At 69.3% G+C, this 12,328-nt stretch carries 12 protein-coding genes; 8 read left to right on the top strand and 4 right to left on the bottom strand.

Annotation, left to right across the window (positions count from 1 at the left end; translation table 11 throughout):
- Positions 1–48: 48 nt before the first annotated feature.
- Positions 49–213, bottom strand: coding sequence for a hypothetical protein (locus ABZ717_RS04575; RefSeq protein WP_190318366.1), 165 nt, complete (start codon positions 211–213; stop codon positions 49–51).
- A 686-nt stretch (positions 214–899) separates the two neighbouring features.
- On the opposite strand from ABZ717_RS04575, the gene ABZ717_RS04580 reads away from it, so the two are divergent.
- From ABZ717_RS04580 to ABZ717_RS04590, 3 genes are all read left to right on the top strand, one after another.
- On the top strand, positions 900–1,553 hold the full coding sequence (locus ABZ717_RS04580) for a response regulator transcription factor (protein ID WP_358505543.1): 654 nt from the start codon (positions 900–902) through the stop codon (positions 1,551–1,553).
- Complete coding sequence (locus ABZ717_RS04585; protein ID WP_358505546.1) at positions 1,550–2,809, top strand: ATP-binding protein; 1,260 nt, start codon at positions 1,550–1,552, stop codon at positions 2,807–2,809. The genes ABZ717_RS04580 and ABZ717_RS04585 overlap by 4 nt, the downstream gene beginning before the upstream one ends.
- 516 nt (positions 2,810–3,325) lie before the next feature.
- Positions 3,326–3,622, top strand: a complete 297-nt coding sequence (locus ABZ717_RS04590) for a DUF4193 domain-containing protein (RefSeq protein ID WP_013153901.1) — start codon at positions 3,326–3,328, stop codon at positions 3,620–3,622.
- A 256-nt stretch (positions 3,623–3,878) separates the two neighbouring features.
- On the opposite strand, the gene ABZ717_RS04595 is transcribed toward ABZ717_RS04590, so the two are convergent.
- Complete coding sequence (locus ABZ717_RS04595; RefSeq protein ID WP_358505549.1) at positions 3,879–4,154, bottom strand: DUF4235 domain-containing protein; 276 nt, start codon at positions 4,152–4,154, stop codon at positions 3,879–3,881.
- Between the two features lie 208 nt (positions 4,155–4,362).
- Here ABZ717_RS04595 and valS point away from each other — a divergent pair, with 208 nt between their 5' ends.
- The 5 genes from valS to ABZ717_RS04620 all read left to right on the top strand — a co-directional run bounded on the left by valS (position 4,363) and on the right by ABZ717_RS04620 (position 10,123).
- Entirely contained in the window at positions 4,363–6,948 is a 2,586-nt protein-coding gene (valS, locus tag ABZ717_RS04600; protein WP_358505551.1) for a valine--tRNA ligase, read from the top strand.
- Between the two features lie 166 nt (positions 6,949–7,114).
- Positions 7,115–7,588, top strand: coding sequence for a dUTP diphosphatase (dut, locus tag ABZ717_RS04605; RefSeq protein WP_358505554.1), 474 nt, complete (start codon positions 7,115–7,117; stop codon positions 7,586–7,588).
- A 60-nt stretch (positions 7,589–7,648) separates the two neighbouring features.
- Positions 7,649–8,485 (top strand): DUF3710 domain-containing protein, encoded by an 837-nt coding sequence (locus tag ABZ717_RS04610; protein ID WP_358505557.1) that lies wholly within the window; start codon positions 7,649–7,651, stop codon positions 8,483–8,485.
- Positions 8,486–8,583: 98 nt separating this feature from the next.
- A complete protein-coding gene (locus ABZ717_RS04615) occupies positions 8,584–9,324 on the top strand; it encodes a PIG-L family deacetylase (protein ID WP_358505560.1) in 741 nt (246 codons plus the stop codon).
- Positions 9,325–9,343: 19 nt separating this feature from the next.
- Positions 9,344–10,123, top strand: coding sequence for an alpha/beta hydrolase (locus ABZ717_RS04620; RefSeq protein WP_358505563.1), 780 nt, complete (start codon positions 9,344–9,346; stop codon positions 10,121–10,123).
- A gap of 18 nt (positions 10,124–10,141) precedes the next feature.
- On the opposite strand, the gene ABZ717_RS04625 is transcribed toward ABZ717_RS04620, so the two are convergent.
- Complete coding sequence (locus ABZ717_RS04625) at positions 10,142–11,044, bottom strand: aminoglycoside phosphotransferase family protein (protein WP_358505566.1); 903 nt, start codon at positions 11,042–11,044, stop codon at positions 10,142–10,144.
- A complete protein-coding gene (locus tag ABZ717_RS04630; RefSeq protein WP_358505569.1) occupies positions 11,041–12,159 on the bottom strand; it encodes a serpin family protein in 1,119 nt (372 codons plus the stop codon). Before ABZ717_RS04630 ends, ABZ717_RS04625 begins: the two co-directional genes overlap by 4 nt.
- Positions 12,160–12,328 lie beyond the last annotated feature (169 nt).

Genomic DNA, 12,328 nt, shown 5'->3' on the forward strand with positions numbered 1-12,328 from the left:
CGTGGGCGGGCGCGGCCGACCCGGGTCCGCCGCCCCGCCTTGTTCCGGCTAGTGCAGAGTGTCGACGCCGTTTCGGGCGGCGATGCGGTACAGGTCCTCGAGTTCCGACGCATGTGTGTCGGCGAGGAAGTCGTCCCCGGCGGCCTGCGCCGACTGGAGCGACCGGTAGGTCTCGTTGATACGGACCTTGATCTCCGCCATGAACTCGCCCATTGCACCTCTTCCAGGGGTAGGCACCGGAGCATGGTGGCGCACCGGTGCACATGCGTGTGCCCACGCTGTTCACGTGGCACGAACCGAAGTCGTCACGACCCTGTGACATGAACGCCCGTCGCGGTCCGGGCAGGGCCCGGTGTCCACGCGTGCGTTTCCTACGTCTACCTCACTGTGACCCAGGTCAAACCTCCACCCCCCGCACGGTGATGTTTCCGTGATTCAGATCCAGATTCCGCAAAGCGGAAATCCGCCCGTCAGTGGCGACCATGGTCCGCCGAGTGGTCCCGCGAGGAAGGGGGTCGTGGCACCGAGTGAAGTCGTGGAAAAGAGTGTCCCAAGACACATTTTTCGGCAGTGGCCAGTGCTTACTCATTTCTTATTGTTGATGTGTCAGATTTGAGATGTGCGGGGTTGAGTCGTCGCCGGCGGTTGGGGGATTCGCCGGCGGCGACCACTCCGCGCACAGGGGTCGTACAGACTCCCGGCCCAGCGCCCGTGACACACGGGGGTAGAGGACGAGCGGAACACTTCACAGTGTTCCCCGAACGGGTTTACCGTGTCCTTACCCCGATCGTGGGAGAACGGTTGACGCGGTCGGGACCGAGAACGCCGCTGCCGGTGTGTTGGGGGATGCGCCGGCAGCGGCCCCCTTTTTTGTTTCCCGACCCCCCTGAAGGACAACGTTGCGAGTACTCGTGGTCGAAGACGAACGGGTCCTGGCCGACGCCGTGGCCGTTGGACTACGGCGGGAGTCCATGGCGGTGGACGTGGTCTACGACGGCGACACGGCCCTGGAACACACCGCGGTCAACGAGTACGACGTCGTCGTCCTCGACCGCGATCTCCCCGGAATCCATGGCGACGAGGTCGCCCGCACCCTGGTCGCGGAGGCCTACAACGGCCGCATCCTGATGCTCACCGCCTCCGACGGGGTCCAGGACAGGGTCGACGGGCTCACCCTGGGCGCCGACGACTACCTCCCCAAACCCTTCGCCTTCCCCGAACTGATCGCCCGGGTGCACGCCCTGGGCCGCCGTTCGGCGCCGCCGCTGCCACCGGTACTGGAACGCCACGGCATCACCCTGGACCCGGCCAACCACCGAGTGCACCGTGAGGGCCGCGAGATCGGCCTCACACCCAAGGAGTTCGCGGTCCTGCAGGTGCTCATGCGCGCGCAGGGCACCGTGGTCAGCGCCGAGGGCCTGTTGGAGAAGGCCTGGGACGAGAACGCCGATCCCTTCACCAACGTCGTCCGGGTCACCGTCATGACCCTGCGCAAGAAGCTCGGCAGCCCACAGGTCATCCAGACGGTTCCCGGCGCCGGGTACCGACTGTGAGACCGGGCGAGCGTCCCGAACCCGGACAGGTGGAGGCCACTCGCCCCGGGGACACCGGGACGTGGCGCAGCCTGAACTCGGTGGCGCCCGGTGGGGAGAGCACCGAACGCTCGGCCGCCCACTCCACGGTTCATCGCTTCACCGACAACCTCAGCCTGCGGGCCCGCCTCACCCTCATCTACGGGATGCTCTTCTTCGCGGCGGGCTCCGTGCTGGTCCTGGTCAACTACCTGGTCGTCGCGGTCCTGCTCAACGCGCTCCTGGCCGAGGAGAGCCTGGCCGAGCTCATCGAGCACAGCCACCACATCGAACAGGTCCTCACCCACGTCACCCGCTTCTCGTTGCTGGCGCTGTTCCTGGTCGGGTTGCTCGCGGTGGCGCTGGGGTACGCGGTGGCCGGGCGGGCGCTCTCGCCGTTGCAGAAGATCACCCGCATAGCCCGACGGCTGTCCGAACGTTCCCTGCACGAACGCATCGCGCTGTCCGGACCCGACGACGAGATCCGTGAGCTCGCCGACACCTTCGACGGCATGCTGGAACGTCTGGACCGTGCCTTCGACGGGCAACGGCGCTTCGTCGCCAACGCCTCACACGAACTGCGCACGCCGTTGGCCATCAACCGCACCCTGCTCGAAGTGGCGTTGAGCGCCCCGGACGTGTCCGCCGACCTCAAGAGCGTCGGGCACACCCTCCTGGAGACCAACGCCCGCCACGAACGCCTCATCGACGGGTTGCTGTTCCTGGCCAAGACCGACCGCGAACTGGAGGTCAAGGCCAAGGTCGACCTGGGCGAGGTCGCCGGCACCGTGCTCAGCCAACTGTCCGGGGGCATCGACTCCTCCGGTCTCTCCCTGCGTCAGGACCTGCGTCCCGCCCTGGTGGTGGGCGACCCCGTCCTGCTGGAACGACTGGTCGCCAACCTGGTGGAGAACGCCCTCAAGTACAACGTCGAGGACGGTGAGATCACCGTGCGCAGCGGCATGTACGAGGGTATGCCCGCGGTCCAGGTGGAGAACTCCGGCAAGGTCATCCCCGCCTACGAGATCGAGGGTCTCTTCGAACCGTTCCGGCGCGGCTCCGGCGACCGTGTGGGTTCGGGCCGCAGTGCCGGTCTGGGACTGTCCATCGTGCGCTCGGTGGTGCGCGCCCACGAGGGCGTGGTCACCGCCTGGCCCCGCGCCGGCGGCGGTCTGGTCGTCACCGTGTGTCTGCCGCCCTCACCCGGGCAGGGCGGCGAGAGCGCCGACCGCCGTTGAGGAAACGGCGGGTTCCACCTTCCGAAGCACCCATCGGAAAAAGAGGGGCGCACCGTCCCCACGCTTCCAAAGCTGCGCCCGTCCACGCTTCGTGGTATTTATACGTGTCCGAAGACACGCCCACCCCTGTCACGAGCCACGAGCCGGGGTGGGTATGCTTCCCCGGGCGTGGACACGGAGGGAATCCCTCCTGACATGGGCATGTCTTGGTTATCGCCCCGGCCCGGGGGAGTGTTCCATACTTGCCCTTCCTGTGGGCGCGTACGTGTTTTCCGGTCTACGAGACGCTCGACGTTGGGTAGTACACGAGAACGACCAGTGCAGGGGCCATCGATTATTGGCCGCCTCCGGTCACGATTTCGTGAAAATGCTACTGACCTGTGGAAGGTGACCCGGGAGGGGGCACCGAACACGGACTTCGGGAAAACTCATTGGCCGATTCGGGCACAACCAAGGTCTCTCAAGCGTTACACCCGCGCGATGAGGCACTAAACGAGGGGGATGGAGTTAGCAGAGATGGCCACCGACTACGACAGCCCGCGCAAGACTGACGAGGACATCAACGAGGACAGCCTCCAGGAGCTGCAGGCGCGGCGCGTGGACAAGGGCACCGGCACCATCGACGTCGACCCCGACGAGGTGGCCGAGGGCATGGAATTGCCCGGTGCGGACCTGTCGGGCGAAGAACTCGCGGTCCGGGTACTGCCCCGCCAAGCCGATGAGTTCACCTGCTCGCGCTGCTTCCTGGTGCACCACCGCAGTCAGCTCGCCGAGCAGCGCGCCGGCCAGCTGGTCTGCAAGGAGTGCGCCTGATCGATCGGCGGGTCCCCCGACCCCCGATGGTCCCGGGAACCCGACGGGACCGGGGAACGGACCCGTGACGGTCACCCCTGGGTGACCGGGCCGCCGCCTCCGCGTGAACGGGGGTCCCGCACGGCGGTGGGCGCGACGACGGCGGGCGGTGGACGGCCGACTCCAGACGGGGAGGATCCCGATGGGGTGAGCCGTCCACCGCCACCCGTTCGTCGAGGTGGGGCGGGCCCCACACGCGCCGTGGTCGGATCCGCGGTCAGATCTCCAGGTCGCGTCCGCCGGACCCGACCAACCGCTTTCGGGTGGCGCGTACGGCCAGGACCCGGGCCACCTCCACGCCCACACCCGCGACCACGGCCCAGCTCAGGGCGCGTCCCAGGCTCACGTCGGGGGACTCCAGGTCCGTCGGAGGTTCCTCGCCCGTCGCGCGCGTCCAGGCGAAGGTCAGCGCCTTGCGAGTGACGAACTCGGCCGCGAAACCGGCGACCATCCCGAGGACGACCGGTGCGACCTCACCGTCCTTCTTAGCCATGTGAATCGTTCACCGTTTCCTTGTGCGTACGATGGTGCGCGCACAAGCGCACCGTCTGCGGTGAAAGTCTTTCACGCCAAGGCCGTCCCGCGCAGCGCGGCGTGCTCCCACATCCCCGCGCGTTCGAGGCACGGATCACGTTCCCTGGGCGGTCAGGGGCCTGGAAACCCGGAGCGAAGTGGCTCTCGGGAGCATTACCATTGCCCCCATGACCAACCGCTCTCATTCCTTCCGCATGCCCGACAAGCCTTCGCTGGACGGTATCGAGGCGAAGTGGGTGGACGTATGGGATGAGTCCGGCGTCTACCATTTCGACCGTAGCCGCAGCCGCGAGGACGTCTACTCGATCGACACCCCACCACCCACGGTCTCTGGTTCGCTGCACATCGGCCACGTGTTCTCCTACACGCACACCGACACCGTCGCGCGTTTCCAGCGCATGAACGGCAAGGCCGTCTTCTACCCGATGGGTTGGGACGACAACGGCCTGCCCACCGAGCGTCGTGTCCAGAACTACTACGGTGTGCGCTGCGACCCGTCGATCCCCTACGAGCCGGACTTCGAGCCGCCGGCCAAGCCCGACCCCAAGCGGCAGGTCCCCGTCTCCCGGGGCAACTTCATCGAGCTGTGCGACAAGCTCACCATCGAGGACGAGAAGGTCTTCGAGTCGATCTGGCGTCGCCTGGGGCTGAGCGTCGACTGGCGGCACACCTACGCCACCATCGACGACAACTCCCGCACGGCCGCCCAGCGCGCCTTCCTGCGCAACCTCTCCCGCGGCGAGGCCTACATGGCCGAGGCGCCCACCCTGTGGGACGTCACCTTCCGTACCGCGGTGGCCCAGGCCGAGCTGGAGGACCGCGAGCGTCCCAGCGCCTACCACAAGGTCGCCTTCCACAAGCCCGACGGCACCCCGGTCCACATCGAGACCACCCGCCCCGAGCTGTTGGCCGCCTGCGTCGCCCTGGTCGCCCACCCCGACGACGAGCGTTACCAGGACCTGTTCGGCACCACCGTGACCAGCCCGGTCTTCGGTGTCGAGGTCCCGGTCAAGGCCCATCGCCTGGCCGACCCCGAGAAGGGGTCCGGCATCGCCATGATCTGCACCTTCGGTGACACCACCGACGTCACCTGGTGGCGCGAGCTGCAGCTGGAGACCCGCCCCATCATCGGCTGGGACGGCCGCATCATCGCCGACCCGCCCAGGGGTCTGGGGTCCGAGGCCGGACGCGAGGCCTACGCGCGACTGGTCGGCGCCACCGTCCACACCGCGCGCGAGCGCACCGTGGAGCTGCTGCGCGAGAGCGGCGCCCTGGTCGGCGAACCCACGCCCATCACCCACCCGGTGAAGTTCTTCGAGAAGGGCGACAAGCCCCTGGAGATCGTCACCACCCGCCAGTGGTACATCCGTAACGGCGGTCGGGACGAGGACATCCGCGCCCGGCTCATCGAGCGCGGCCGTGAGCTCACCTGGCACCCGGCGCACATGCGGCAGCGCTACGAGAACTGGGTCCAGGGCCTCAACGGCGACTGGCTGATCAGCCGTCAGCGCTTCTTCGGCGTGCCCTTCCCGGTCTGGTATCCGCTGGACGCCGACGGCAACCCGAACTACGACGAGCCGCTGCTGCCCACCGAGGAGCAGCTGCCCATCGACCCCAGCTCCCAGGCGCCCGCCGGGTACACCGAGGAACAGCGCGGGCAGGCCGGCGGGTTCATGGGCGACCCCGACGTCATGGACACCTGGGCGACCTCCTCGCTGTCACCGCAGATCGCCTCCGGTTGGGAACGAGACCAGGACCTGTTCGAGCGGGTCTTCCCGATGGACTACCGCCCCCAGGGCCAGGACATCATCCGCACCTGGCTGTTCTCCACGGTGGTCCGCGCCGACTTCGAGAACGGCACCCTGCCCTGGAACACCACCGGGATCTCCGGCTGGATCCTGGACCCGGACCGCAAGAAGATGTCCAAGTCCAAGGGCAACGTCGTCACCCCGGTCGCGCTGTTGGAGAAGTACAGCTCCGACGCGGTCCGGTACTGGGCGGCCAGCGGCCGTCTGGGCACCGACACCGCCATGGACGAGGGCCAGATGAAGATCGGCCGCCGGCTGTCCATCAAGGTCCTCAACGCCAGCAAGTTCGTCATGTCGGTCGCGGGCGAGGACGCCTCCAGCGACCCGACCAAGGTCACCGAACCCCTGGACCGGGCGATGCTGGCGGCACTGGCCGAGGTGGTCGAAGAGGCCACCACCGCCTTCGTCGACTACGACCACACCCGGGCACTGGAGCGCACCGAGCGTTTCTTCTGGGACTTCTGCGACGACTACCTGGAACTGGTCAAGACCCGGGCCTACGACACCGAGTCCACCGAGGGCGCCTCGGCCCGTGCCGCGCTGCTCATCGCCCTGGGTGCCCTGCACAAGCTGTTCGCGCCCTTCGTCCCCTTCGTCACCGAAGAGGTCTGGAGCTGGTGGCGGGAGGGTTCGGTGCACGCCCAGGCCTGGCCCGAGGCCGCCGAGTACCGTTCCGCCGCCGCGGGCGGCGACCCGGCCGTCCTCGCCGCCACCGCCGAGGTGCTGCGCGAGGTCCGCAAGGCCAAGTCCGAGGCGAAGCTGTCCATGCGCGCCGAGGTCGAGCACGTGAAGGTCTCCGGTAAGCAGGTCGAGGCCGCCCGCGCAGCCAAGGCCGACATCGCGGCCGCCGGTCGCGCCACCGCGATCGGCTTCCAGGCCACCGACGACGCCGAGCTCACCGTCGAGGTCACCATGCCCCCGGCCGAGGAGCCGGCCGCCGAGTAACGATTCGGCGAGAACACGCGAGGGCGGGGCGGCACCGGGAACACATCCGGGGCCGCCCCGCCCTCGTTCATCCTCGGGTCACCTCGTGGAACGCTTCGCCACGACCCGGCGCATCACACGGTCGGGCCACCCGGGCAACGCCCGGGGAACGATAGGCTCGGCAGATGTGAGTACCTCATCCCTGGAAGGCACCCGGGTGCCCGTCACGGTCCGTCGTCTGGACCCCGGGCTGCCCCTGCCCGCCTACGCCCACCCCGGTGACGCGGGCGCGGATCTGTACACCGCCACCGACGTGGTCCTGGCCCCGGGGGAGCGCGCCACAGTGCCCACCGGCCTGGCGATCGCCCTGCCCGACGGCTACGCGGCCTTCGTGCATCCCCGTTCGGGGTTGGCCGCCCGCTGCGGGCTGACGGTCGTCAACGCTCCGGGGACCGTGGACGCCGGCTACCGGGGCGAGATCAGGGTGACCCTGCTCAACACCGACTCCCATACCCCGGTGGAGCTCGCGCGCGGTGACCGGATCGCCCAACTGGTGATCCAACGCGTGGAGCGCGCGGCGTTCGTCGAGGCGGACACGTTGCCGGACTCGGTGCGGGGATCGGGTGGTTTCGGTTCGACCGGGGGCCACGCCGCACGGTGATGACGTCCCCGACTCCCCGGTGTGATTCCGGGACCCACGAAGAAGCGAAGAGGTGAAGGCGTGTTCGGACGCCGCCGTAAGAAGCGGGACCAGGAGACCGAGAGAGCAGCGGAGGAGACCCGTCCGAAGGAGCGACGTGGAGCCGCCGGGGCCGTCTCGTTCGACAACGAGGTGGAACCGGAGCGCCCCTCGGCGCAGCCCGACAAGGACGAGGACCGTTACCGGGTCGGCGGCCCTTGGGACTCCACCGAGGGTGCTCCCGAGACCAAGCGGATGGACCTGGGCAGCATGCTCCTGCCCACGGAGCAGGGTGCCGAGATCCAGGTGAACGTCGCCCAGGACGGCAAGGGCAAGCAGAAGATCATCGGGGTGACCCTGGTGCGCGGCAAGACCGCCCTGCAGGTGCAGCCCTTCGCCGCGCCCAAGTCCTCCGGGTTGTGGGAAGAGATGCGCGAGGAGCTGCGCGAACAGGTCACGCAGCAGGGCGGCAAGGTCGAGGACCACGAGGGCACCTTCGGCCCGGAGTTGCGGGCCGTCATCCCGATCAAGGGCAAGACGACCGAGGACGGTCGTCAACTGGGCCAGCGGGTGCGGTTCATCGGCGTGGACGGGCCGCGTTGGGTGCTGCGCGGTGTCATCCGCGGCGAAGGCGCCTCCAAGCCCGAGGTGATGTCGGAGATCGAGCAGGTGTTCTCCGACATCGTGGTGGTGCGCGGGGACCAGCCGGCGCCGCCCAGCGAACTGCTGCCGATCACCGTGCCCAAGGAGATCCAGGAGAAGATGGCCGCCGCGGCCAAGCAGCGCGCCGCCCAGCAGTCGGCGCAGCACGGCAACTCCGGCCGCTCGCCCAACGGTTCGGCCGAGGGGCCCGGCACCGGTGGTCCGGTGCAGGCCTGAGGTAGGCACGGCCCCGAGGAACCGGGAAAGGTTCCGGTTCCGAGGAAACGGCCTGTGGACAACGGTCCCGGGGGCGTTTGTTTTCGTAGTGTGTCCCCATGGACGAGACAACGCGAAACAGCGCCCCCCGACCGTTCCCGGAGGACTGGCAGCGTGCCCTGGCGGTGGTGGCCCACCCCGACGACCTGGAGTTCGGCGTCTCCTCGGCGATCCACCGGTGGACCTCGCAGGGCAAGGACGTCGTCGAACTGTTGGTGACCAAGGGCGAGGCGGGGATCGACTCGCTGGATCCGGGCGCCTGCGCCCCGGTGCGCATGGCCGAGCAGCACGCCTCGGCGGAGGCGGTCGGTGCCGGCACCGTGGAGTTCCTGGACTTTCCCGACGGCATGTTGGAGTACGGGCTGCCACTGCGGCGAGCCCTGGCCGAGGCGATCCGCCGGCATCGCCCCGACGTGATCGTGTCCATCAACTTCCGGGAGCACTTCGCCGGTGGTGGCGGGTTCAACCACGCCGACCACCGTGTGTTGGGACCGGCGCTGTTGGACGCGGTGCGCGACGCCGCGAACCGGTGGGTCTTCCCCGAACAGCCGGCGGAGGGGAACCGGCCATGGTCCGGGGTGCGGATGGTGGCTTTCGGGGCGGCGCCGGAGTCGACGCACTACGTGGAACTGGGCGAGGAGAACCTGGCCGCGGGGATCGCCTCCCTCGACGCGCACGAGGTGTACCTGGGCGATCTGGACGGGTTCGACCAGAAGACCTTCCTGCGTGAGGGAGCCGTGCGGGCGGGGGAGCAGGTGGGGGTGGCGCTGGCCACCTCCTTCGAGGTGTTCGAGGTCTGAGGACCGCAGGGAGGGTTCGATGGGCAAGGCCGTGGTGAGCGGATCCCGTTTGAGAAGGGTCCTGTCGTGGATCCTGGCCACGGTGGTGGTGCTGTCGCTCGTGGTGACCGCGGCCTTCTTCGGCTGGGCGCTCACCCCGCATCGGGCCGAGCCCGAAGCGCTGCGACGAGCGCAGGAGAACCCGGACGTGGAGGTGATCCGGGGCCAGGACCGGATCCTGCTGTCCCCGGCCGGGGAGCCATCGGGTACCGGGGTCGTGTTCTACCCGGGTGCCCGGGTGGAGCCCGACGCCTACGTGGCGACCTGGGCCCCGATCGTCGCCGCCACCGGGGTCACCGTGGTGGTACCGGACATGCGCCTGAACCTGGCCCTGTTCGACCAGGATCGCGCCGAGGACGTGGTGACCGAACTGCCGGAGGTGGACACCTGGTACCTGGGCGGACACTCCATGGGCGGTGCCTTCGCCGCCCAACACGTGGGCACCGGTGACACCGACGTCGACTGGGCCGGGCTGGTGCTGTGGGCCTCCTACGCGGTGGAGGCCGCGGACCTGGCCGACCGTGACGATCTACGGGTGCTCTCGGTCGCCGGCGACCGAGACGGGGTCCTGCCCCTGACCGAGATCGCGGAACGAAGATCGTCTCTGCCGGCCGACACCGTCACCGTGACCGTGGAGGGTATGAACCACGCCCAGTTCGGTGCCTACGGAGCCCAGGCCGGTGACGAGGAACCGGAGCTGGGCGAGGAGGAGGCCCACGAGAGGCTGGCCGAGGCCACCTCGCCGTTCCTGACCTCCTGAACGCGCACGGTCGGGGGATCAGTCGAGGACCCGGGCCAGAGCTTCCAGAGCCGGCCTCGTCCAGGTGGGTTTACCACCGGGAAGACCGGACTCCCCGGCACGACCGATCTCGATGAGCCCCTGACAGCGCAGCAGTGCCCACCCACGCGCACGCAGGACGGTGGCCTCGTCGGCACGGGCGTATTCGGCGAAGAACCGCTCGGCCGAACCCGAGGGAAGCAGGAGCCAGGCAGCGGACAGATCGGTGGCCGGATCACCGGCGCACATGTCGCCGAAGTCGATCACACCGGTCAGTGCGCCGCCGGCACCCACGACGTTGGCGGGATGCAGGTCACCGTGCAACCACACCGGTGGCCCATCCCACGCGGGGGCCACTCGTGCCCCCTCCCACACCTGTCCGACCCGGTCGATGTCGCCATCGACGGCCCCGCGCCGGAGGAGCTCCTCGAACCCGTCGGCGACCGCCGACAACGGCACGCCTCGCTGGGCGCTGGTGGGGGCGTCGTCGGGCGCTGGTCGGTGAAGGGCGGACAGAAAACGCGCCAGGACCCGGGCGCAACGCGGATCGTGGAGCGAAGCCCGGTCGACCGGTTCGCCGGGGACCCATGTCGTGATCGTCCAGTCGTGCGGGAAAGCGGGGGAGGACGCCCCGGCACGGACGGGAACGGGTACCGGCAGGGGAAGCTCCGGCGCCAGTGACGGTAACCACCGACGTTCCTTCCGTAGCAGTTCGGGGGCGCGCGCGGTGCGCGGCATGCGCACCGCCAGGTCGGATCCCAGGCGCCACATCCGGTTGTCCCAGCCACCGTCGACGAGGCGCAGTTCCGCCTCGGCCAGATCCGGGTGCTGGGACTCCAACAACGACCGCACCAGTGCCTCGTCGGCGGACGGATCCTCGGTGGGCCCGGCCTCCGGGCTCACGATCCCGATCGGGCGGGGCCGGGGTCGACGGGGTCGGTGACGTGCCCGGTGAACAGCAGGGCGGGGCCGCGACGCAGGGCGACGTGGAAGGGGCGGTCCACGGTGAACCTCTTCGGCTTGGGCGGGAAGCCGGCCGCCATCGTCATCACCGCGGCGGTGGCGGCCGCGCCCTCGGCGCCGCGCTCGTCCACGCGCAGTACCGACTGATGCACGATCGCGTCGACCTTGAGCGGTTCCTCGCTGATCCCCGAGAAGTCGGCGTCGTCGGTGGCCAGAGCACGCACCGGGGCCGTGGTGGCGGCCAGGGGGTCGAGCAGGGCGATGTCGCTGTCGACGGTGAACCGGGGCAGCGCCAATTCGACCTGTTCCCCTCGACGTTTCCGGTACAGGGCGCTCAGGGTCCGGTCATCCGGTGGACCGTCCTCACCCAGGAACACGTCCAAGGTGAGTCCGTGTTCTCCCGGCAGGCTCACCATCCGCCAACCGTCGTGCTCGGCGTGGACCATGCGTCCGGTGCGACGCATGGTGGGCACCTTGCGCTCGCCCCCGGGCGCATGGAAGACGCGGTCCCGGGTCCGGCCCACCTCGAAGGGATCGAGCCAGACCATCTTCACCCACAGGGCGTTGACCAGCAGCATCCGCACGTCGGGGTCGATGGTGCCGGGGGAGAGGAGTTCGTCGATCAGCCCCTGGGTGACCTCGCCGACGCGCGCGTTGACCTTCCGGCGCACCCCCTCGGCGTCGCCTCGGAAGTCGACCAGGTCCACCTCCGCGCCGGCCCGAGTCCGGACCCGTTCCTCGAAGTCGGCGCGCACCGGAAGGTCGGCGGGCACGTACAGCCCGTTCAGCACCGCCAGGTCCAACCCCTCGGCGGCCGCCACCGCCTCGTCCAGGGCCCTCACGTGTTCCGCCAGGTCCCCGCCCGGGGCCAGAAGGTCTGTGAGTTCGCTTCGGGTCCGGCCGGCGGCGCCCTCGGCCAGCAGGGTGAGCACCGAGCCGACCGAGTACGGCGACCAGATGTGGGAGGTGCCGGCGTCCCACAGTTCCCGTTCCAGGACGGCGGCGAAGCGTGCGTGGTCCTCCTGGGGTGGACGATCCTGTCCGGTGGTGCTCAAACGGGCCTCCTCGGCGCGTGCGGGTGGGCCGTCAGGTTACGGAACGACGGCGACGTGACGCCAGGGCCCGCCGCGTTCCGTGGCGTATAAAGAGCCGGTGACAAGTCGCATGAGACAAGCCGTGACGAAGGTGGGCAAGGCCGGTCGATCCACCCCTGCGGTCGCCGAG

This window comes from Nocardiopsis sp. NPDC006832 (assembly GCF_040635885.1).
GTDB lineage: Bacteria > Actinomycetota > Actinomycetes > Streptosporangiales > Streptosporangiaceae > Nocardiopsis.